The following is a 22,573-nucleotide window of genomic DNA, read 5'->3' as shown; positions in this document are numbered from 1 at the left end:
CTATTTTGTTTCAACTTCCTAATCTATCAACATTTAAGAAATCCGTTGTTTCCTTATTCGTTTTGGAAATTTGATTGCTTCATTCTCACTGACAAAAGTTGATCCTAATAGCAATGCTCCTCCAAGTAATTGTACAATTGTCATCTGCTCCTGCAATATTAAAATAGAAATCACTAGTGATGTAATCGGGTCTACATAGCTTAATGCAGCTATACTTTGCGCCTTTAATCTCTGCATACTAGAAAAGAACAACAAAAAGCCAATACCTGTGTGAATAATCCCTAATGTCAATATAAAAGGAATAGAAGAAATAGTTACTTCTAAGATGTTAAAACCTTCCGTAATAAATACATAGGGCATGAGTAATATCGCTGCCATACCAAGCTGAATGAAGGTTGTTTCTAGCCCATCCATGCTTTTGATGAATTTATTCAATAACATTAATGAAGCATAAAACGCAGCTGCTATTAACCCATAGCCAATACCGATTAAATCATCTAATCCTGAAGTACTTATTCCGCCATTACCAATTATCATCGACATCCCTAACATAGCAAAGACGATGCAGATCATTTTCTTCGTTGATAGTTTCTCTTTTAAAACAATGGGTGATACAATCAGGACGAATACGGGTGCAAAATAATAACTCAATGCTGCATTAGAAATAGTCGTATGCTTATACGCTTCAAAAAGGAAAATCCAATTTGCTCCCAATGCAATACTGGATAGTACTAGAAACAAAGCATTGGCTTTGACTATTTTCCAAGTGATTCTTTTCTTTAGTATTAGCATTACTGTTAATAAAAATAAGCTACCTATTAAGCTGCGTAATAAAGCTATTTCACTCGAAGATAAATCAATATATCTTACAAAAACACCAATCGTTCCAAAAATGACCATTGATAATATAAATTGAAGTTTAGATTTCATTGTTTACTCCCTCAAATCTGAATAAAATCCTTCAGATTCCTTCTCAGTTATTAGAAAAATGATGAGAAATAAATAGTTGGAGTATACGGTGGTGATGTCGAACGTTGATTCCAATTATTAAATAATGACATAATTGTCCCTCTCCCCCGATGAATTTCTATTAGTTTACAATAATTCGGATAAAAAAACATCTTATTTTATTCTGAAAATTTCCTACAAGTGGATAGGTAGAACTTACCTTTTGTGTTGTTATTGGAACAGATGAACACCTTTGCTATAATAGGGACATTCGCAATATGAAATTATTAAAAAACATTGCTTTAACTCTATACGATATGAAGAAATTAAGATTTTCCCAATAGATTTTCTTCAAGAAAGGTGTATGACATATGAGTGAACAAAAAAATAAGACATTTGGTTATGTACGTGTAGTTGCTGTAAACAAAGGAGAAGTGGTGCATATTTGCCCTAACACATTACACCATCCTGATCCACAAGAACAACTTCGCTTGCAAAATGTTGTAACTGTAGACTTGTTAAATAATTTAATTAATGATGAATCTTATGAAGACTGTCAAGTGCTAGTAGTTTTTCATAATGATGGCGATACATTTACTATTGAACATTCAATGATGATTCAACCAGGTTTTAAAGAATTTTGGCGTAAACGAATCTCTAAAAAAATAGAAGATAATCATAATAGCCTACGTGATGAAATTCATATCCAAGAGCGTATTGATTTATGGGAAAGCACTTATGGTGAGGCATTTACACCAGTAACCCTATAATATAAAAGACCATCAACCTCCTGTTGATGGTCTTTTATCATTCCTTAATGGCAGCTAAAATCGGTGCTAGCTTAGCATAATTCGCTTTAACGCCATCATCCAAATCTAAATGAATTTTCTTACTAGCCATATTTTCTAACATATCTTGAAAATTTTCCAGCTCACGAATTTGCTGTTTATACATAGTTAGCGTCTTCATTATTAACGACAACTCCCTCCCCCTCTTACGACCAATATTTCTATCCAACTCATCCTCCATTAATCGAGCGTCTTTTCTTAGGTTCTTAAGTAACGGTAAAAAATGATTATGGAGAAACGTATTAATTGAATAGGGTGTATACCGATGAAGATAAAGTAAAGTCTGAATTCCTTTTTTAGAGCCGCTTTCAATAAGCCAATAAATCGGACGTCTATTTCTCCCCGCTGTGTCAGAATAATCTCTGCAATGATCCTTAAAAAATTGTTGTTGAAAGTATTGATATATTTTCTCTTCATTTCTTAAGGCTGGAAATCCAGATAATGAATCTGCTATCCATATTATATTTTCAGTTAAGGTTTCTTTCCCAAATATAACGGTTAGGAATTCTTGTAATTTCCCCAATAATTGTTGTTTATCACTAATGGTAAAAAGACCATCTTGAACAGGGATGAATGAGGGATACTTTTTCTCATCAAACAGACCACCTGCATGCACTATACCTTCTATATCTAGAGAATATCGTCCCATTACACATCCGATAAAATAAGATAGAAAATGTTTGATATCCTTTTCTCGCTCTGCTAAACGAAATGGAATCTCTCCTTTAATTTCTTCCATAGGTATTTTTTGTTCGTAATTGTATGATTCAATTAATAAATCATTAATTGCACCTTCTCGCTTCTTTACTTCGTTATACAGAGTTAATCGTTCCTCCCTATATACTTTAAAGGAATCTTCTATACGATTGTTTGCACAATATCTTATAAAAGAATGCTTTTTGAAATTCCAAGATGATTCATAAGAATCCCATTCTTCTTTATAGATTTCTACTAATTCAGAAACGAGGGTGCCAATTTCCTTCTTCTTTTCTATTCCTTTTATCGGTAATAACTCAATGTCTCTTATTTGATAATTCATAGTTGGATTAATGATTTTTAGGAACCGCTGTGTTATTTTTGAATTTAAAATACCTAATAAAGCAAAATAGTTCTCGTCGTCCTGAACAAATAAGCTTGGTCCTGCATCACCAAACAAATTACCTTGAAAACTTGCTCGAAAGCCAATGTGCGATGAACTAATCCTTGACCAAGTAATCGACTTTTGAAAATAGTATGATGAGTCACGTAAACGTGCATTTTGACTTGATTCCAAAATATGTTTACCTTGATTTTTCCATTGTAAAACATAGCTATGATTACCGTAATACTTTCTAAAGCCACCACCTTTATCAATGGGGAACCAGATTGCTTCCTTCATATCGTTCACATTTTTACAATCTGTTTTCATAGTATGAATGTTCACTTCATGCCATAAACGTAAAAATTTATCATCATTTCCTGTTCGTATTCCTGATTTGCATACTCCATAATTCGCAAGAGTCTCAGCTTCTTTCAACATAACTAAATCACGTGAATTGGCCCAATAAGCAATTGTTGATCCATCAAGCTCAAGAAAATGTCGACCATTCACATGATAACGAAAAGAAACGAGAGGAGTATTAATGGCTTCTTTCACATAATTAGCTTGATCACCTTTCTTTTCAGCTAAACGAATGAATACCCCATCCGCTTCTATCTGACATTTTTGAAGTACAAATGTACATACAGGGACAATAGCTTTTTCAAAAGCTGAGTATTGTAATTGTATGAAGCTAGAAATTGTCGCATGCTTCAAGATATGTTCCCTCAACTTTTGATGCGAAACAATGAACATCCAAGTGATTGGAGTCAACATGGAGACAAAACCATTTGCTTTTATTAGCTGCAAGCATTTATACATAAAAGCTGAGTATAAATCTTGTTTATAGTCGGGATAATTTCTATCCATAAACCTACGTAATTCTGGATTATATTTGTTATGATAAGGTGGGTTTGTGACAATGATATGATACTGTTGACTTAACATGTAAGCTTGTTTAATTACAGGAATGATTTTTTGAGTGGTTACATCATTTTGTTGAGTCACGAATTGAAGTAATGGCTGATAAGGGATATTCGGCGATTCTATTAATGAACCAAATTGCTTACCATTTTGAAATGCATTCCATATTAATCTTACTGAATCCATCTCGTCTGAAAATACCTTCCATTCATCTTCGGTTAAAGAGGGTGAATCGATAATTTCGATTACATTCATATCATCTAGCAACTGAAAAGTTGGATCTTTTTCTAATGCTTTCATGAACAATGCAAAAGATGCAATTTGTATCGCTAATCCATCTATATCGCATCCGAATAAATTATTCTTTAAAATACTCTTTGGGATTTCCTTCTTAGCGTATCCTTGCTCAGCGTACATATCATATAGCATATCAAAAGCTACAAGTAAAACATGCCCTGTCCCACAGGCTGGATCGAAAAAGGTAATCTCTTCTACACTAACGGAATCAATAATAGAACGAGGTTGGTTGAAATAATATGACCAATGTAGATGTATTTGATTGTCTGGATGTCCATCATCATATAGCTTTCCTAAACTATTTTGATTCATATAATCCACAATCCAACGAGGTGTATAAAGCTGTGTCACTAGAGGTAAATCTTCTTTCTTTACAGACATATTTTTCAATCCGCTTTTCTCTTTCACCTTATCCTTCATAAAGAACTGATATAGCCAGCCAATTGTTTCGATGCCATTCTTTAGACTATTCGTTACATATTCATTTGTACGAATTCGTTCATACATCTTATCTAGCGATTCTTCTGGCAATAATGTTAACATCCATTCCTTTAACTCAGGAAAAAAATAAGGTATCTTCTTATGAATGGATTGTAATTGCTCCATCATAATTAACTTCCCATTATCCATTTGTATAGAGTGAATTTCCATATATCGAATAGCACAAGCTACAATAAAGCAAGTCACAGAAGTTTTTTCAACAATACTATCAGTCGTACATTCGTGACCTATCATTCTTTGCAAATCATCATTATTATAGAGCTGAATTTCTTTTGTAACAGTTGATTGTATAATAAGACGTTCTCTCCGAGCAAATTTTTCTATATGCTTGTTCAATATTTCATCTCCTATACGTCTATATTAAATTACTAATTCTCCCTAAATTGTCGAAATCCTTTTTACCGTCACTGTCACTAGTAAAATATCAGTAAAAGTCAAACAACAACGAAGGAATAAAAAAGATTCAAGTGAGATACTTGAATCTTTTTTGTATTACTTCGAAACATTCCCAACAACATTCATAACATCCCACGTTCTTGAAAATGGTGGTGCATAACAAAAATCCATCATTCCTAGTTGATCTGTTGTTAGAGCACTATATATAGCCACAGCTAGTGCATCAATTCGAAGAGCAGCTCCTTTTTTGCCAACAAGTTGTGCACCTAAGATTCTTTTTGTTTCGCTTTCATAAATAAGCTTAGCATGAATATCTTCTTGACCAGGATAATAATCCGTTTGGTTTTTATCCGATATAACGGTGGTTTTATATGAAATATTCATTTCTTTAGCTTCTGCTTCACTAATGCCTGTTCGACCAGCCTCATAGTCCATAACCTTTAAACATGCCGAACCAAGAGTACCTTCGAACCTCATTTGGTGACCTACTAAATTCTCTCCTATAATCCTACCAATTTTATTGGCAGTAGTCGCTAATGCAATATAGACATTTTCTTTACGAACTAAATGGTATACACTTGCACAATCACCTGCAGCGTATATGTCTTTAATGGATGTTTCACCATATTCATTAATAACAATAGCACCATTTTTTAGCATCTCGATTCCTGTATCCTTTAAAAATTGGGTGTTCGGGCGAATACCCGTTGCGACAACGACTATATCCGCTTTGTACTCACCCTTTTTAGTTACAACTTTTTTTACATCCTCCTCACCTTCTAAGGCAATTACTTCTTCATTTAGACTTAAATGAATTTGATGAGAAGTTAAACCCTTTTCTATTATTTCAGCCATTTCTTCATCAAAGCTACCGGTTAAAATATGATCGGTTAATTGGATAACCGTTACTTCCTTTCCTAGCTTCTTCATTGCCTCTACAACCTCAAGACCAATATAACCCGCACCCATTATGACGACATGTTGATTCATTTCTTTTAATGCTGCTTCCTTTAAAACTCGACCATCCTCCATCGTTTTTAAAGTAAAAACGTTTCTAAGATCCATTCCATCAATTGGAGGTTTTATAGCTGAAGCTCCAGTTGCAATTAATAAACGATCATATTGATCCTTAAATTCTTCTTTTGTGCGTCTGTTTTTAACTGTAATCTGTTTATTTTTAAGATCAATCTTTGTTACTTCGTGAAATAACTCTATTTCAATACCTGACTCACGAAATTTATCTGTTGTCCGCGCAATCATTCTCTCTTCTTCTTGAAAAAAATCACCAACATAATATGGTAAACCGCATGCACCAAAAGAGACTATATCACTCATTTCATAAACTACAACACTCGCTTCTCTATTCCTTCTTTTTGCTTTAGCTGCAGCACTCATCCCTGCAGCTTCTCCACCAATAATAATAATTCTCATTTTTACAATCCTTTCCGTACGTACTTTTTATATTTCATTGGCATCCTCGTCATTTAAACCTTGATTACTATTATAGAAATCTGTATTCATTTCACCTAACAGCTTTGCTGATACTACACCTGCAGTCATGGAACCAGACACATTTACTACAGTACGTCCCATATCAATTAGCGGCTCAATTGAAATTAATAGTCCTGCTAATCCGACAGGTAAATCTAATGCTGATAACACGATTAATGCAGCAAATGTTGCACCACCCCCAACACCTGCAACTCCAAAGGAAGAAATCGTAACTATTAGCATTACACTCAAAATAAATTGAGGCTCCATTGGATTGATTCCGACTGTTGGGGCAATCATGATTGCTAACATAGACGGATAAATTCCAGCACACCCATTTTGACCAATGGAGGCTCCAAAAGTTGCTGAGAAATTGGCTATACTATCCGCTACACCCATTCCTTTTGTCTGAACTTTAATATTAAGCGGAATTGTTCCCGCACTAGTCCTAGATGTAAAAGCAAAAGTTAATGCAGGTAATGCTTTTTTCACAAATTGAATGGGATTCAATCCCACAAGTGTAATGAACAGCATATCAACGAGTAGCATTGTGCATAAAGCTACATAGGACGCAATAACAAAGGCTGATAAATGAATAATCCCTGCTATGCTTGTTGTAGCTATCGTACTTGTCATTAATGCTAGAATTCCATATGGAGTTAATCGTAGGATTAACGTAACAATACGCATTGTTATCGCATAGATAGCAGCAATTACTTTTTGAAAAATATCAAAATGCTCTGGTTGTTTCCTTTTTATACCCAAAGATGCTATCCCTACAAACACTGAAAAAATAACTACACCTAATGTGGATGTTGGACGTGCTCCAGTCATATCTTCAAATGGATTCGTTGGAATAAAGGCTAAGATTTTTTGCGGGATTGTTGTAGTAGCCGTATCTAGATTACTCTCGAGATCCTGAGCCCTTACTTTTTCCTCTTCTCCTACTTGAATAGACTCTGCATTTAACTGAAATAAATTAGCATAGGTAATTCCAATCCCAGATGCAATGAGCGTGGTAAAAATGAGTATAGCGATAATCAAACCAGTCATCTTTCCTAAACCTTTAGATGATTTCAAATGAATAATAGCTGAAATAATTGAAACCATTACTAGTGGTATAACAATCATTTTTAATAAACGAACATAACCATTTCCTATTATCCCGAACCAATCAGTCGACACCATAATCACATCAGAATTGTTTTTAAAAACAAATTGAATAAGTGCTCCAAAAGCAATACCCATCACTAATCCAGTAAAAACTCGCTTTGGAAAGGAAACATATGATTTTTGCATGCGGTATAAGATGTACACCAGCGCAAGTAAAATCACTATTAACACACATGCACATAAGGTATTCACCAGCGACTCACCTTCACACTAGATAATTTTTCCATTGAAATCAAACACCTTTCACTCCTATTTTTACTTAATAGTTTGACCAAAACTCTCTTTATTAGTTAGAGGTTATCCTTTCAAAGGACACTTCTTTTTATAGTCTGTTTCCTATAAGACCTTTGTTGTTAACATAAATTTGGTGTTAAACCAATAGATAAAAAGTTGTTTGATTGAAGGATAAAGTGAGGGACTCCTAAATCAGAATTCACTATATACTCCTTTCTCGCTCGAAATAGGCAGTCTATTTAAAATATTTTGAATCATTTTATATTTTTGTATTCACAATAGTGTACGTCACACAGTATAATAAAAACAGGAGGAGAATTACGATGAGTGAAAATAAAGAACAAGAGCTGTTAGATAATTTGTTCCAAGAATTACGAAGAGGAACCATTATATTAATTGTTTTAAGCCAATTAGAACAACCTCAGTATGGTTATTCCCTCGTTGTCTTACTAGAAGAAAAAGGTATGGCCGTTGATGCTGGGACACTTTATCCGTTATTACGAAGACTTGAAAAGCAAGAATTGTTAATAAGTAGTTGGGATACGGAAGGCTCTAAACCGCGTAAATACTATCAACTTAGTGAGCTTGGCATAAAAATTTATAACCAATTATGCCTACAGTGGAATGACCTAGCAAATACAATGAATAAATTTATAGGAGGAGTTGATTAGAATGAGTATAGAGATTGTGGATCGATATGTATACGCGGTCGTTAGCAAGTTACCAGTAAAGCAACGTTCTGAAATGGATAAAGAAATCCGTTCTCTAATTGATGATGTGATGGAAAACTATTCAAGCGAAGAATCGGAAGAAAAGCGAGCTGAGAAAGCTCTTTTAGAACTAGGAGATCCAAATACACTTGCAGATCAGTATATTGAAAAAAAACGGTATTTAATTGGCCCTGAAAATTTTCACAATTATTTGTATGTAATGAAAATTGTTTTATACGCTGTATTTATTGGGATAAGTATTGCTTTTGCTATCGATATAGTTTTTGTAAAAGATATCAATTTTTCTAATATGATTGGAGATTATTTCGCTACAATCATTTCTGCTTTATTTCAAGCTGTTGCTTGGGTAACTATTATTTTTGCAATAGCTGATTACAAAGGTGTAAATCTAGGGAATACAATAAAAGCTGGACAACAATGGTCAGTAAAGGACTTAAAGCCTGTTCCACATAAAAAATCAATGATTTCACCTACAGAGGGTATTTTCACTATCGTCTTTTCATCGATTGTGCTTATGGTTTTATACTTTTCACCTGAGATTATTGGAGCTTATATTCTAAATGAAAATGATTCATATACCGTAATTCCGTTTTTAAACAGTAATGTCGTCCAAGATTACAAAATAATTATTATCGCCATTTTCATTCTTTCCATAGCAAAAGAAGCAGCAAAACTAATATACGGCAGATGGGACAAAAATCTTGCCATCATATATACTATTCTTTCAGTTCTATCTACGATTTTATTTTGTTTCTTAATTAGTGTCAAAAACCTATTCAATCAAAGCTTTATGTCCGATTTTTCAAAGCATACAGACCTTCATCTGACGATTGGGACCAATCAATTTATCTCTGTTTTCATAATGATCGTGATTCTCATAACGATTATTGATGTGGTATCCGCTTTATATAAAGGCTTTATTAGAAATCGCTAAAAATTTCGTGAGGCTGTCTCAAAAGTGATATTCCCCACTTTTGGACGCCTCCACGCTTCATATTTTATTCATTTTTTAAATCGCCTTGCTTATACCTATCTAAAAAGTTGATGTAGCGATGATCTTTTCTTATGGACCCATTACCAGCAAAATATTCATAATAAGAGAAGCACAATGGATTTTCATTTAGCTGTTGTTGGATCAAGGAGTTGAATCAATCTACCCTAAAGTTGAACCAAAATCAACAAAATTTAAATCTTATCATCTCTTAAGCGAAAGTGCTCATTCTTTATTAACTTTTCGCAATTTCTGCAATGCATCTCTTCTCCATGACTTGACAGCTGAAATACTCACTCCGTATAGCTCAGCAATTTCAGATAGAGATTTTTGCTCAAGAAAAGTATGAACTACCCAGCGCTTTTGATTATCCGTTAATAATAAACAATACTCATCTATCACTTCTTTTTCCAAGTAGATTTCGGAATATCTCTGACATTCCATGAATTCAAATTGTTCGGGTGACATTCTTTGATTTCTACTTTCCCATTTTGACTCCTTGGTTAGTTCAATAAGCAATCTTCCTCGAATGGTCACAAATGCAAACGTTAAAAAACTAGCTTTTCCTTCTTCATATTTCATATAGGCTTCCCAAAGTGCCTGTAAGCCTACGCTATAATAATGATCGCACTCTTTATAAATTTTCAAAGAATGAATGATTTTATAAATAAGTGGCGAATACTCCTTTGCTACCTTCTCAAAGCTATCCATCTTTCTTCCTATCTGAAAAACGCGCTTCTCATTTATTCCTAGGTAGTTTTACTATAGAAAAAAGAATATGAAATATCGAGAAACACAAAGTAAGTTTACGAGATAGAAATACTTCATTTATACAATTTTCCTAGGAGAAAATAAAAGTTTGCGAACTATTGTCTCGTGAAAAACGGATTATATATATAAATGAGTCACCGCTTGACTTTTTAGATTTTCGTTTAAATGTAAATAATGATGACCAGATTAAGGAAATAATTTTAAGCAATTACTAGCTTCTCAGATAGACATTACGATTAAACAAAAAAGCAAGCCAAACCCATAAAGAATTTAGCTTGCTTCTTATTTTGAATCATCCAAGTGATGAATTAGAGAATATCTAGCATTTTTTATCCCAACAATGCCATCTAATTTATTTTGCTCGATCCATATTTAAATCTACTTCTTCTACTTTAATACTATTTGATGACTCACTAATATCATGAATTCCAGGAATTCTCTTAGGTATTACGGCAAATACGAGGAAGCTAATGATTCCCAAAGCTACGAAGATTAGAGATGTTTTGGAGATGGCCGCTACTCCGTTACCACTTGCTGCAAAGATAGCAAAAGCGGCAAGTGCAAAGGAAGCCCCTACGCGTTGAGCAATGCTTTCGATTACTTGAGCTGTGAATGTAACGACATTCATGCGAGAAGGTGCTGATTTGGATACGATAATCGCTTTTAAGACTGGACCATACACACCAGATCCGATCCCAATTAAGGCCATCGCGATAAACAAATAGACGGAAGCTGTGCTTTTATTCACCAAAGTTAACATGATGATTCCTACCATGAAAAGGCCTACACCACTCGTTAACATTTGACGAGCTGTATATTTTTTCATCCATTTTCCCGCATATATAGCAGCAAGTGCCGCCCCTAGAAAGGTTGTTGATTGAATCAAACCAACAAGTGTACCAGGCTTTCCTTGGATATTCTGAATAAAGAAGGTTAATAAATACATACAGCCTGAGTAACCTATTCCAAGTAAAATGGCAATTAATGAAGGTGCCCAGAAATTTCGATGAGTGGCATATTCGATGTCAATCAATGGCTGCTTCTGTTTCTTTTCAACCATAATAAGAATGATTAAACTAACAACAAAAATCACTAATGATGGAATCCATTTCCCTGAAGAAATACCTTGCGTACTAATAAAAGTTGGAATGGTTAATAAGCCAATGAGAGCAATAAAAACAAAAACAACACCTAAAAAGTCAAAGCTACGTCGTTCTTCCGACTGAATAGCCGTTACCCCTACACTAAAAAGGACAAGGGAGATCAACCCGAATAACGCTGTAAGCCAAAATGTAGAAGCCCATCCAAGCGTATCAACGAATACACCACTTATTAAAGGACCGAAAAGTGCACCACCAGTTGAAAAAAAGATAAATATACCAATGTACTTACCACGGTTTTCACCAACGAATAGCCTTCCTGCATACGCAACTCCAGTAGGAGAAACAGCTGCACCAGACAAACCTTTGAAAAATAGACCTATTACTAATATCCAAAAAGTAGGTGCTAATACAACTAAAAGCGATCCGATAATCATAAAAACAGCTCCGACAATGAGCACCATTTTTTGACTGTATGAATCACCTAACCAACCTAATAATGGCTGAAATACCGTTAGTCCCAAAGCAAGACCCAACTGCATCCAAACAGCATAGCCTGCATCTAAATGGAAGTTAGCTAACATATGGGGATACGCTGGTAGATGTGTAGCTAAACTGATCATTGTAAAAAATACACCAAAACATAAAAAGTAGAAGGCACGTTGACTCGCTTTCTCTTTCAATTCCATTTTCTCGACCAAAGTTACACCCCCTCATTTTCTAAAAACTCACTTAATCTTCATAACTCTCATTTCTTGCAGTGCTTTTTGGATAGTAACATGCAGCATCTTGCCATGTAATCTTACAACATTAGCATTAACCAATTTCAATATAGCAAGTCTTTTCTCGTGTATAATCGAGAATCGAATCTGTACCAAAGCCACTGTCCTTATGACCGCCAAAAGGTAACTCTGTTCCTACAACCCGATACGTATTAACCCAAACATTTCCGGATTCAATTGACCGAATCATCCGATGCGCTCGTTCTAGGTTCGAAGTCCAAACTCCTGCACCTAAACCATAGGCTGTATCATTGGCAATAGTTAGTGCTTCTTCTTCTGTATCAAATGGAATGACCACCGCTACTGGTCCAAAAATTTCTTCTTGGCATACACGTAAGTTATTACTATCTATTTGTAATAAGGTCGGTTCAACCCAATATCCATCAGCTAGCTCTTTTTGATTAGGCAACAATTCCGCTCCGCCATACCGACCACCGATAATTACTTCGCCACCTTCTTTTTTCCCAAGCTCAATATACGAGCAGACCTTTTTGTATTGCATTTCATTGGCAACAGGTCCCATCGCTGTTTGTATATCCATTGTGTCTCCTAATTGAATATGCTTTACGATTTCTTCTTTCATCAGAGCAATCATTTCATCAAATATGGAGCGTTGCACTAAAATGCGTGAGCCACCAACACAAATTTGTCCTGCATTTCCACTAAAAATCCCATTCAATGTTACTCCGTTGGCTGCTTTTACTAAATCTGCATCCGCAAAAACAATATTTGGCGATTTGCCACCAAGCTCAAGAATCATTGATTTAGGCTTTTGAGAGGTAGATTGAGCAATCGATTTCGCCGTATTTCCTGAACCTGTTAAACTCACTTTATTCACTTTTGGATGACGAACTAGTGCATCTCCTACTTCAGCACCTGTACCTGAAATAACATTCAATACACCCGGTGGTAAAATACTCTGGATGATTTCGCCATAACGTAAAGGACCAGCTGAAGCTAGCTCAGACGGCTTAATTATGACTGTATTTCCTCCTGCAAGTGCATAAGCTGCCTTTACCGTAAACGTCCATAAAGCCGAATTCCACGGTATGATTCCTACTACGACCCCATAAGGTTCCCGAATGGTATAGCCTACTGTTTTCGAGCCAAGTTGAACGGTTTCTCCTTTACATCCCTTAGTGGCAGCTGCTGCTGCATCATACCAAAGACCGGCTAAAACAGGAATAAGTCCATATTTTGTTTCACGAATAACCCAACCATTATCCTTTGTTTCTAGTTCAGCTAATTCTTCTCCATATTGTGTAATTAAGTCACCAATTCGTCTTAAATAATCGCCTCTCACCACTGCTGAAAGGGAAGACCATCCTAGAAGAGCGTTTCTCGCTGCTGTTACTGTTACTTCAGCATCTTCAGCTGTACTACAAGGAATTGTCGCCCAAACCTTACCAGTTGCCGGATTATAGCTATCCATTTTCTCACCTGAGGATGATGGTACTAACTTTCCATTGATTACATTTTGGTAGTCTCTTACAAGATTGACCGTTTTCATTTTTCCTCAACCTTTCTAATTTCAGATTGTTAGTTATTACCTAAAAAGAAGTTCAACCTCGATGTGCAAGCGTATACATTTCAGGATTTTAACTAATAGAAGATGTTTGATATGATGAGGAAATCCCTCATCATATCATTCTTTCACGGACTTTTACCAGCCTAGTGCAACGGCTGCTTGTTCATAGTATTGTTGCGTGCTTCCAAGATAGTTTTCATAGAAACGAGCTCGTTTCACATATAGATGGCAATCAATTTCTTCAGTAAAACCAATCCCTCCATGGACCTGAATATTATGTGAAGCAACTTTAATATACGCTTCTGTAGCAAAAAGTCTCGCGCTTGCAATAGCCTCTACTTTATCGGGTGCATTACTTTCAATCGCCCAGTTAGCATAATATGCTAACGAACGAGCTGTTTCTAAATCCATTTTCATATCTACAATACGATGCTTGATTGCTTGAAATCTCCCGATTGGCTGACCAAATTGTTCACGAATCTTGGCATATTCAACCGCGGTATCAACGATTTTTTCCATACCTCCGACAATTGTTGAACAGAGAGCGGCATTAAAGGATAATAATCCTTCTTGAAGGATATCCCATCCATGATCAATAGCACCTAATACTTGATTACTTGATACTTGAACATTATCGAATGTTACTTCGGCTAATAATCGAGTTTCATCAATATTTTTTTGTTCTTTCATCTGGAGATTATCTTCTGCACGATCAATTATCACTAATGAAATACCCTCTTGATCTTTACCTTCACTTGTACGGACTAAAACAAGTAGGCTGTCAGCTATTTCTGCTTCAGGTACTAACGTTTTCACACCAGAAAGTGTCATAACATCTCCTTGAAGCGTCCCTGATAACCTAACATTTGATGGCTTATAGTTACCATCTGGCTCCAACCAAGCCAATGTAAATGTGTGATTACCAGTAGCAATTGCCGTTAAATATTTGTCTTTTTGCTCTTCACTACCGAATTTTTCTAACAATGGTACAGCTAAGGCATTTGTTTCTAAAAATAATCCCGGCACTAATGCACGTCCTAACTCTTCCGTAATAGGAACTAAATCTAATTGACCTAATCCCATACCACCATGTTCTTCCGATACATTTACACTTGAACATCCAAGTTCAGCTAATCCAGAATATAGTGGCTTAAAGGAACGAGTATTACCTTCAGTAAATTCACGTGCTACTTTTGTTTGCCCCATATCATCTAAATATTTGCGTACATAGTTTCGAAACATTTCTTGTTCTTGATTTAAAGAAAAATCCACGCTATCCACCCCCTACATGATTTAAAAAAGCTGTATCATTTGGAAACCAGGTTCCCGTCCAAGGACGTTCTTTCTCAACGTCCCATGTCCTTTGGTAACCCTAAAATTCTTTCCGCAATTGTATTTTTTTGTATTTCACTAGTACCCCCACCAATTGTTTGTCCAAAAGAATACAAATAATTATCCTGCCAATAAGAGCGATCAGCTATGGCATCTTCTTTCCACAATACGCCCCTATGTCCTTGGATTGAAACAGAATGAGAGAACAGCTCCTTCGTTAGTTCACTCACCATTAGTTTATCCATCGAGCTTTCTGCCCCAGGGTGACCATTTTTTAATTGCTTTGTTAAATTTCGATAATAGTTTAGTAGCGAACCTCTTGAACGCGCATAGAGGTCTACCATTGTTTTACGAACAAATGGGTTCTGAATTAATGGTTCATCATCATCGCTTAATTCCTTAGCTAAAGCAACTAAATCATTGAATTGTTGCTCTAGCGTAAACACTTGACCACCAATTCCTGTTCTTTCATGCATTAGTAAGGCAATAATTACTTTCCAACCTTCATCAACTTCTCCAATAATCTCCGCATCATATGCTACTGCATCATTTAAATAAACTTCATTAAAGTCATGTTGACCATCCATTTGAATGATAGGGCGAGTTTCAATACCTGGCTGGTGCATATCAAGAAGGAAAACAGTAATTCCTTTATGTTTCTTTTCTAATCGACTAGTTCTCGTAATCAAAAAGCAACGATCGGCTACATGTCCAAAGCTCGTCCAAACCTTTTGCCCATTAATAATCCAACGATCTCCATCTTTAACAGCGGTTGTTTGGATAGCTGCTACATCTGATCCTGCATTTGGTTCTGAATAACCTTGACACCATACCTCTTCACCAGTAATGATTTTATGAATATATTTTTCTCGTTGTTCTGGCGTCCCAATTTGCATCAATGTTGGTGCAACCATATGAATACCAACATAATTGATAAGTGCTGGAGCTTTTACTCGTACCATTTCTTGTTGATATACGATTTCTTCCATTAGTGTGGCATTACGACCACCATATTCTTTAGGCCAAGCAATCGCTGCCCAGCCACCTTCATATAATTTCCTTTGCCAATCACGTAAGAACCGTTCATATTCTTTCGTCTCTTTATCTAATTGAAATTCCCCCTCTAGCCAACCATCTGGTAGATTTTCCTCTAGCCATGATCTTAGCTCTTGGCGAAATTTTTCTTCTTTCTTTGAAAATGAAAAATCCATCGTACTCATTCCTCCTTGTTAAGAAAAGCTTAAGCCTCTTGAAATACAGAATATCGAATAATTTTATTCAACCAATTGCAAACGACAAGGCGATTAAGCTTAACAATTTTCTAGATTTAGATTTTCATACTATATTGATAAATAATTTGATAGAAAATTTCTGATGCAATAATTTTCCAGCATACTGTTTTATGCTTGAATCCATTGTGGTAGAGCACGATCTTCAGTGATATCCTGCCAAATCATTTTTACAGGCATTCCAACCTGTAATTCCTGTGGGGAACACTCTAATACATTTCCAATAATCTTAACTTCAGGAAGATTATCTAACTGAACTACTGCAATAATTGTTGGTAAATCGTCTTGAAATCCCGGCAAGAAAGGACGGTAAGATACAACATACGAGTATAGAGTTCCTTTAATATCACTACCTTGACTTTCCCAGCTTAGTTCGGTAGAACCACATTTCGCACAAGCTGGACCTGGTGGATGATTGTACGATTGACATGTTTCACATTTTTGTAGGACTAGCTCATGACGATCAGCTGCATCCCAATATGGTTGATTATCTGGTGTTTTTACCGGAATTGGTTTTTGATAACTCATGAATTTCCCTCCTAGTTTCTTAAAATCATTGCACCAGCGATGTCAGGGCCTGCCCAACCAGTACAAATGCCGATTTCACAATTTTCCACTTGACGATTAGTTCCTTTATATTCGTGGCGTACTTGACGGACGATTTCAAGAACATTGTTCATACCATGTGTATAACCTTCTGATAGCATTCCACCTGCGGTATTTGTAGGCAGCTTTCCTCCCATTTTCAAATTACCAGCCGCTACAAAATCACCAACCTCACCACGTTTTGCGAATCCGTATGCTTCTAATTGACGAAGCACTACCCAACTAAAACAGTCATATATGGATGCTACTTGAATATCTTCCGGTTGTACTCCTGCTTTTTTATAAAGTGAAGGGGCTACCAAATCGGATGCTACTTCATCTAAATTCGTCCAATAATGGGCATGTGATACACATCTTCTAGCTTCAATTCCCATAATATAAACAGGCTTCGATTTACAATCCTTTGCTTTTTCAGCAGAAGTTACAATGATTGCATTCGCTTCGTCAGATTCTAAACAAAAATCATGACGGTTGAATGGATAACTTAATGAAGGTGTACTTAAGTACTCTTCCATCGTTAATGGTTTACCCTGAAAGAATGCCTTTGGATTACGCTGTGCATGCTCATAAAAGCTAACACATACATGACCTAAATGCTCCTGTGTAATACCTGTTTGTTGCATATGACGAGTAGCAAATAATCCGAACCATTGACCAGGTCCACCAGCTCCATAAGGAATGAAAAAGCTTCCTCCATCCATTGCTGTTTGAAGCATATTTACATCCCAGCCGCCTCCACCCATGCGAACACCTGAGCGACCATTCATCGAACGATAGATAAGAACGGTATTTACTTGACCAGTTTCAATTAAACCTATAGCATCTGCAATCAACATTTCTGTACTACTTCCGCCACCTAAAATATCTTTGACATATTTAGGTTGAACTCCCAAATATGTTGCTAATTGATGTGACGTACAAGAATCATTTTCACAATAGCTCATAAAGCCATCAATTTCTTTCGCTTCTATACCTGCATCCTTTATGGCAGCTCTTGCAGCGTCTAGTGCTAAATGTAAAGGTGTTGTACCTGAATTTTTTGAACGTTCACTTTCTCCTACACCGACAATGGCATAGCGGTCTTTAATAGTAGCCATGTTGTCATCCTCCTTCATTCTTTTTGTTAGGTTGTCATACCATTCATTGTAGATAATGGATTTAATCCATTCGCTTCGTGCTTAGTGAATGCCAACACGCCCCACTTCGGAGTGTCGGCTTTCTCTCTTTTTCCTCATGAGTGTCACGGATTTCCTCCTATTTATTTCTTGTTAAAAAACTTGTAAGGTTGCTTCTCCAACTCCTACAACTTTTCCAGGTGCTTTTTCTGCTATAAGCTCTAAATCAACCAATTGCTTGTTTTTATCTTCATATATTTTTTTCACAACTGCTGAACAAGTAATTTCATCACCTGGTCGCGTTATAGCGCCAAATCTCATTTTAAAATTAGTAAGAGTCGCTGAATCAGCTGCTAACTCCATCACGTATTGTCCTAAAAAGCCCATGACGAGCATTCCATGAGCAATCACTCCTGGCATTCCAATACTTTGTGCAAATGCATCATCTGTATGTAAAGGGTTGAAATCTCCTGAAGCACCTGCATATTTCACAAGTTGAACCTTCGTAACTGCTTGCTTTACAAGTGGATCAAGCGTTTGTCCAACTTGTAAGTTTTCATACTGTAGCATGTTACTTCCTCCTCTTTCTTGTAATAATCAGAGTTGAATGAAGAAAGTCGCCTTCATTCAACTCTCTGATTATGATTTGCTGCTTGTCAATGTACGGTAAATAATATTAGTACGACTAATGACCACTAGTTCTCCCGCTTCATCTTTCATTTCTGTATCAATTACTAAAAATTGCATAGGACCATTTTTTCCTTCTTTCTCATACACATCAGTCACTTTCATTTGGCAATACAATTTATCCCCCGGACGAATTGGTCGGTTATAAATGAACTCCTGCTCTCCGTGAAGCATACGACTATAATCGAGTGGAAGATTTATTCCTTGATCCCTATCCGCACCTATAGCAACTGGATAACTTGGTGGTGCAATGATACCTCCATACATCGTCGACTTTGCGTACTCTTCATCTACATACAAAGGATTATGATCACCAATCGCTTCTGCAAATTGACGAATATGTCTTTTTTCTACCTCAAAAACAAATTGTGGACCACTTAAGCCAATTAAACTTTTATCTAACTCCATGTCCTTACCCCCTCACTGCTGACTTTTCTGTGTTATCACTACTCACAACTAGCATCGCATCTGCTGCTTTTACACCTTCCTCATAAACGAGTAAAGGGTTTATATCTAATTCCTCAATTACAGCTTCATTTTCTATAACAAGTGATGAAACCTTTAAGAGCACGTCAATTACTGCTTCTATATCAGCATGTTCTTTCCCACGTGCCCCTTTTAGGAGAGATTTCCCTTTGATTTCCTCAATCATATCAACTGCATCAGTTCGTGATAATGGTGCCACCCTAAATGAAATATCCTTAAAGACTTCAACAAATATACCTCCTAAACCAAACATAACGACCGGACCAAAAACTGGATCCTTCGTTGCACCAATAATAACTTCTATTCCTTCTGGTAACATTTCCTGAACAGAAATACCATTTATCTTCGCATTTGGCTTATAATTTGTTGCATTACGATGAATTTCAGTAAACGCTTCCATTACCTCGCGTTCGTTTTGAACGTTTAATCGAATGGCATTTGCCTCCGTTTTATGAGTTATATCAGCTGAATCTACTTTCAAAACAACAGGATAGCCTATCGAATTAGCAAAATGAATAGCTTCTTCTGCTGTTGTTGCAATAGTACGTCTCGTTGTCGGAATACCGTAACGTTCTAGTATGTCGCTAGCTTGCGCTTCACTTAATGTCGTTCCTGGTTGAAGAGAAAGATGTATACGTTTCTGAGATGAGGATTCTAGATGATTTTGGAGATTTCTTTGTTGGTGTTTTTTATAACTTTCGCTATATTCCACAAGCTTCGCTAAACCTTTGATTGGATTTAAATCACCTGGAATAACAGGAATGCCATTTTCCTCAAGTGCTTGTTTCCCTTTTGGAACAGACATTCCTTCTAATGGGAATGTAGTAATAAACACGAATTTATCGGAGTTCTTACAGATGTCGATAAACTCTTGTAAATACGGATTATCTGCATCCCAGTCTAGTGGAAATTCTGTTAGAATAATGTTATGAACATCAGGATCTGATACGAGTGCACGAAGAGGTGCAATATACAATTCAGGGTTCGTAACAGACGCGGCTGCAGTTAAATCAATCGGATTCGTGGCACTCGCAAAGGACGGTATATGCTTTTTAATTTCTACTTTTGTCGCTTCACATAAAGGAATAATGTTTAAACCTAACCCTTCACAGCGATCAGCTTCATTTATTCCTCGTCCTCCGGAGCTTGTAATCAATACCGTATTTTTTCCTTCTGGTAATTTATTGGACAGGAATAACTTTGAAAAAGTAATAATATCATCATAATCATCGACTCTTACAATCCCTGTTTGTTTAAAAAATGCATCGTAAACCATATCCGAACCCGCAAGTGATCCAGTATGAGAAGCAGCCGCTCTACTACCAGCAGAGCTGCGACCTGTTTTCATTAAAACAATTGGCTTTTTACGATTTAGCGCCTCACCTGCTAGACGACGAAGTTTTTTTACATTTTTAGCCCCTTCTAAATAACCTGTAATGACTTTTGTTTTTGGATCATGAATCATATATTCCACAACATCCGAAAATTCTGTTTCCATTTCATTCCCTACACTAGCAAAATAATTAAAACTTAATCCTTTTTGGGCAGCCGCCATATAGGTTAAAACACCAAAAGCACCACTTTGTGAAACATAGCCTACTGCTTTTTCTTCATGTAATGGTACGGCTAAAATAGCTGGTGAAAAAGTTCCTATCATGCCATTTGTCGTATTAACTAGACCTACACAGTTTGGTCCTATTATACGTATACCACTTACTTCCGCTAACTCAGCTAATTGCTTTTGCAGCTTCACACCTTCCTCACCAATTTCTGAAAAGCCAGATGCAAATATAATCGCCGCTTTTACATTTTTCTTTGCACACTCTTTAAGACTATCCTGAATTTGTTCAGCACTTACGCAAAAAATTGCCAAATCTACTTCTTCAGGTACAGCTGTTATGACAGGATAGCAAGTAAGTCCTTCTATTTCACTCGCTTTGGGGTTAATCGGATAAATAGCTCCAGCAAACCCTCCATCTAAAAGCGCTTTCAATTGTATGTACCCAATTTTGTATGGATTCGTAGAGGCTCCAAGTACTGCAACAGATTTTGGATTAAACAATGGTTCAAGAGTTTCATAAGTTTTCATTTCATTATTCATCATTTCACCTCGGTTTCGAATTAAAGAAAAACAATAGATTATGTTCAGTATTGTATCGGAGGGTATTTTAAATTGGAGAAAAAAAGTACATATAAAATCATTTAATTATTAGAGAGTAAAAAATAAAAAAAACAAAGAAAAACCCAATCATAGCAAGGATTGAAAAGTTCTTATTTTATTTTTTGTTTATCATAACCACGACATACCTACACAATAGCCACGACTTATGGGAAAGATGGCAGCACGAATGTTTTGTTAGATGCATCAAAACGAAGATTGAAAACAATTTGAGTATCAGACGCAATATCTTCAAGATCGATAGAACAAGTGGGCAAACACCTTTTCAGCTAAAGTCGCTACATCCTGTACGCCTCCGACCAGTATAAGCCAATCCGACTCTTTGACTTCAAATTGGCTTGTAAACTTGTGGGCTAGACGCTGAAAGAAAAGTATAGATTTTTTTCTAAACAAACAAAAAGCTGTTAGCACTTAGTACCGACAGCTCCGCTTCATTCATATAATTCTTTATCCTTTTTTAAGACATAATATTTTCTCCAATATGACACGAGCAAAGTAAACAATAGAATAAATACCGCTAAATTTAGCAAAGAAAAATAAATCAATGTGGATAACATCCCACTATTCAGACCATTTACGATGTTTATTAAAGCCAACAGCAAATTCAAACCAGCTAATATTCCAACAAACGACATCACTTTCTTATAATATCCCATAAGTATACTTACTTTAGAAAACAGCTCGAATACGCCTTTACAAGCTCTCTTTCGAAAAAAAACCCATCTGCCATACGTCGCTATACACTCTACACCTGATTCCTTCATAAATTGAATATATGCTTGAGATTGAGGGTGCATTGCAAGCTGTTCCAACAATTCAATACGGTAAATGTACTCTCCTGGAACACCTTCTTCAAATACATATCGACCAAATGAAAAATCAACAAGATGAAGACCGTTAGTAGCCATTTCATTTAACCATTTTTCTTCTTTTTTGAAATTCATGTAGATTTTTCTAACAACTTTCCTCATGTCGGTTCATCCTCCATTATTTTTTCCCGTTTAATAGCAATTCTTCTAACCGTTTGATTTCTGCATTCATCAATGAAATCAACATTTTTATTAAGCTACTATTATACAAAAATGA

Annotated in this window: 18 protein-coding genes; 3 read left to right on the top strand and 15 right to left on the bottom strand. The window is 36.0% G+C overall.

Annotation, left to right across the window (positions count from 1 at the left end):
- Positions 1 to 33: 33 nt before the first annotated feature.
- A complete protein-coding gene (locus BN349_RS03945) occupies positions 34 to 930 on the bottom strand; it encodes a DMT family transporter (RefSeq protein ID WP_019240977.1) in 897 nt (298 codons plus the stop codon).
- Positions 931 to 1,319: 389 nt separating this feature from the next.
- Between BN349_RS03945 and BN349_RS03940 the strand changes: the two genes are divergently transcribed.
- Positions 1,320 to 1,718 (top strand): hypothetical protein, encoded by a 399-nt coding sequence (locus BN349_RS03940; protein ID WP_019240976.1) that lies wholly within the window; start codon positions 1,320 to 1,322, stop codon positions 1,716 to 1,718.
- Between the two features lie 37 nt (positions 1,719 to 1,755).
- Here BN349_RS03940 and pglX read toward each other — a convergent pair whose 3' ends face one another.
- The 3 genes from pglX to BN349_RS03925 all read right to left on the bottom strand — a co-directional run bounded on the left by pglX (position 1,756) and on the right by BN349_RS03925 (position 7,848).
- Complete coding sequence (gene pglX / locus BN349_RS03935; RefSeq protein WP_019240975.1) at positions 1,756 to 4,932, bottom strand: BREX-1 system adenine-specific DNA-methyltransferase PglX; 3,177 nt, start codon at positions 4,930 to 4,932, stop codon at positions 1,756 to 1,758.
- 156 nt (positions 4,933 to 5,088) lie between these two features.
- On the bottom strand, positions 5,089 to 6,423 hold the full coding sequence (locus BN349_RS03930) for a CoA-disulfide reductase (protein WP_019240974.1): 1,335 nt from the start codon (positions 6,421 to 6,423) through the stop codon (positions 5,089 to 5,091).
- 27 nt (positions 6,424 to 6,450) lie between these two features.
- Entirely contained in the window at positions 6,451 to 7,848 is a 1,398-nt protein-coding gene (locus BN349_RS03925; protein ID WP_019240973.1) for an L-cystine transporter, read from the bottom strand.
- 365 nt (positions 7,849 to 8,213) lie between these two features.
- Here BN349_RS03925 and BN349_RS03920 point away from each other — a divergent pair, with 365 nt between their 5' ends.
- Positions 8,214 to 8,561, top strand: a complete 348-nt coding sequence (locus BN349_RS03920; protein WP_019240972.1) for a PadR family transcriptional regulator — start codon at positions 8,214 to 8,216, stop codon at positions 8,559 to 8,561.
- A 1-nt stretch (position 8,562) separates the two neighbouring features.
- Complete coding sequence (locus tag BN349_RS03915; RefSeq protein ID WP_019240971.1) at positions 8,563 to 9,555, top strand: hypothetical protein; 993 nt, start codon at positions 8,563 to 8,565, stop codon at positions 9,553 to 9,555.
- A gap of 282 nt (positions 9,556 to 9,837) precedes the next feature.
- On the opposite strand, the gene BN349_RS03910 is transcribed toward BN349_RS03915, so the two are convergent.
- From BN349_RS03910 to BN349_RS03860, 11 genes are all read right to left on the bottom strand, one after another.
- Positions 9,838 to 10,323 (bottom strand): sigma-70 family RNA polymerase sigma factor, encoded by a 486-nt coding sequence (locus BN349_RS03910; RefSeq protein WP_019240970.1) that lies wholly within the window; start codon positions 10,321 to 10,323, stop codon positions 9,838 to 9,840.
- A gap of 412 nt (positions 10,324 to 10,735) precedes the next feature.
- Positions 10,736 to 12,184 carry an MFS transporter gene (locus tag BN349_RS03905; protein WP_019240969.1) on the bottom strand — a complete coding sequence of 483 codons (1,449 nt, stop codon included), beginning with the start codon at positions 12,182 to 12,184 and terminating at the stop codon, positions 10,736 to 10,738.
- Between the two features lie 115 nt (positions 12,185 to 12,299).
- Positions 12,300 to 13,775, bottom strand: coding sequence for an aldehyde dehydrogenase family protein (locus BN349_RS03900; protein WP_019240968.1), 1,476 nt, complete (start codon positions 13,773 to 13,775; stop codon positions 12,300 to 12,302).
- Positions 13,776 to 13,928: 153 nt separating this feature from the next.
- The gene (locus BN349_RS03895) at positions 13,929 to 15,065 is read right to left on the bottom strand and encodes an acyl-CoA dehydrogenase family protein (RefSeq protein ID WP_019240967.1); all 1,137 of its coding nucleotides are present in this window, start codon (positions 15,063 to 15,065) and stop codon (positions 13,929 to 13,931) included.
- 74 nt (positions 15,066 to 15,139) lie between these two features.
- Complete coding sequence (locus BN349_RS03890) at positions 15,140 to 16,336, bottom strand: acyl-CoA dehydrogenase family protein (RefSeq protein ID WP_019240966.1); 1,197 nt, start codon at positions 16,334 to 16,336, stop codon at positions 15,140 to 15,142.
- 189 nt (positions 16,337 to 16,525) lie between these two features.
- Positions 16,526 to 16,942 (bottom strand): Zn-ribbon domain-containing OB-fold protein, encoded by a 417-nt coding sequence (locus BN349_RS03885; protein ID WP_019240965.1) that lies wholly within the window; start codon positions 16,940 to 16,942, stop codon positions 16,526 to 16,528.
- Between the two features lie 11 nt (positions 16,943 to 16,953).
- Positions 16,954 to 18,117, bottom strand: a complete 1,164-nt coding sequence (locus BN349_RS03880; protein ID WP_019240964.1) for a thiolase C-terminal domain-containing protein — start codon at positions 18,115 to 18,117, stop codon at positions 16,954 to 16,956.
- A gap of 171 nt (positions 18,118 to 18,288) precedes the next feature.
- Entirely contained in the window at positions 18,289 to 18,705 is a 417-nt protein-coding gene (locus BN349_RS03875) for a MaoC/PaaZ C-terminal domain-containing protein (RefSeq protein WP_019240963.1), read from the bottom strand.
- Positions 18,706 to 18,774: 69 nt separating this feature from the next.
- Entirely contained in the window at positions 18,775 to 19,230 is a 456-nt protein-coding gene (locus tag BN349_RS03870) for a MaoC family dehydratase N-terminal domain-containing protein (protein WP_019240962.1), read from the bottom strand.
- A 4-nt stretch (positions 19,231 to 19,234) separates the two neighbouring features.
- Complete coding sequence (locus tag BN349_RS03865) at positions 19,235 to 21,397, bottom strand: acetate--CoA ligase family protein (RefSeq protein ID WP_232423513.1); 2,163 nt, start codon at positions 21,395 to 21,397, stop codon at positions 19,235 to 19,237.
- Positions 21,398 to 21,918: 521 nt separating this feature from the next.
- Entirely contained in the window at positions 21,919 to 22,458 is a 540-nt protein-coding gene (locus BN349_RS03860) for a DUF2812 domain-containing protein (protein WP_019240960.1), read from the bottom strand.
- Positions 22,459 to 22,573: the final 115 nt, after the last annotated feature.

Source organism: Bacillus sp. AP8, from assembly GCF_000321185.1.
In the GTDB taxonomy this organism is placed as follows: Bacteria; Bacillota; Bacilli; order Bacillales; family DSM-1321; genus Bacillus_AD; species Bacillus_AD massilioanorexius.
The sequence above is the reverse complement of the archived record's forward strand: the minus strand, read 5'-3'. Positions and strand labels throughout refer to the sequence as shown.

Coding starts and splice junctions, on each gene's coding strand:
- BN349_RS03945 (WP_019240977.1), bottom strand. CDS start 930: ATGAAATCTAAACTTCAATTTATATTATCAATGGTCATTTTTGGAACG.
- BN349_RS03940 (WP_019240976.1), top strand. CDS start 1,320: ATGAGTGAACAAAAAAATAAGACATTTGGTTATGTACGTGTAGTTGCT.
- BN349_RS03930 (WP_019240974.1), bottom strand. CDS start 6,423: ATGAGAATTATTATTATTGGTGGAGAAGCTGCAGGGATGAGTGCTGCA.
- BN349_RS03920 (WP_019240972.1), top strand. CDS start 8,214: ATGAGTGAAAATAAAGAACAAGAGCTGTTAGATAATTTGTTCCAAGAA.
- BN349_RS03915 (WP_019240971.1), top strand. CDS start 8,563: ATGAGTATAGAGATTGTGGATCGATATGTATACGCGGTCGTTAGCAAG.
- BN349_RS03910 (WP_019240970.1), bottom strand. CDS start 10,323: ATGGATAGCTTTGAGAAGGTAGCAAAGGAGTATTCGCCACTTATTTAT.
- BN349_RS03900 (WP_019240968.1), bottom strand. CDS start 13,775: ATGAAAACGGTCAATCTTGTAAGAGACTACCAAAATGTAATCAATGGA.
- BN349_RS03890 (WP_019240966.1), bottom strand. CDS start 16,336: ATGGATTTTTCATTTTCAAAGAAAGAAGAAAAATTTCGCCAAGAGCTA.
- BN349_RS03885 (WP_019240965.1), bottom strand. CDS start 16,942: ATGAGTTATCAAAAACCAATTCCGGTAAAAACACCAGATAATCAACCA.
- BN349_RS03880 (WP_019240964.1), bottom strand. CDS start 18,117: ATGGCTACTATTAAAGACCGCTATGCCATTGTCGGTGTAGGAGAAAGT.
- BN349_RS03875 (WP_019240963.1), bottom strand. CDS start 18,705: ATGCTACAGTATGAAAACTTACAAGTTGGACAAACGCTTGATCCACTT.
- BN349_RS03870 (WP_019240962.1), bottom strand. CDS start 19,230: ATGGAGTTAGATAAAAGTTTAATTGGCTTAAGTGGTCCACAATTTGTT.
- BN349_RS03865 (WP_232423513.1), bottom strand. CDS start 21,397: ATGAAAACTTATGAAACTCTTGAACCATTGTTTAATCCAAAATCTGTT.
- BN349_RS03860 (WP_019240960.1), bottom strand. CDS start 22,458: ATGAGGAAAGTTGTTAGAAAAATCTACATGAATTTCAAAAAAGAAGAA.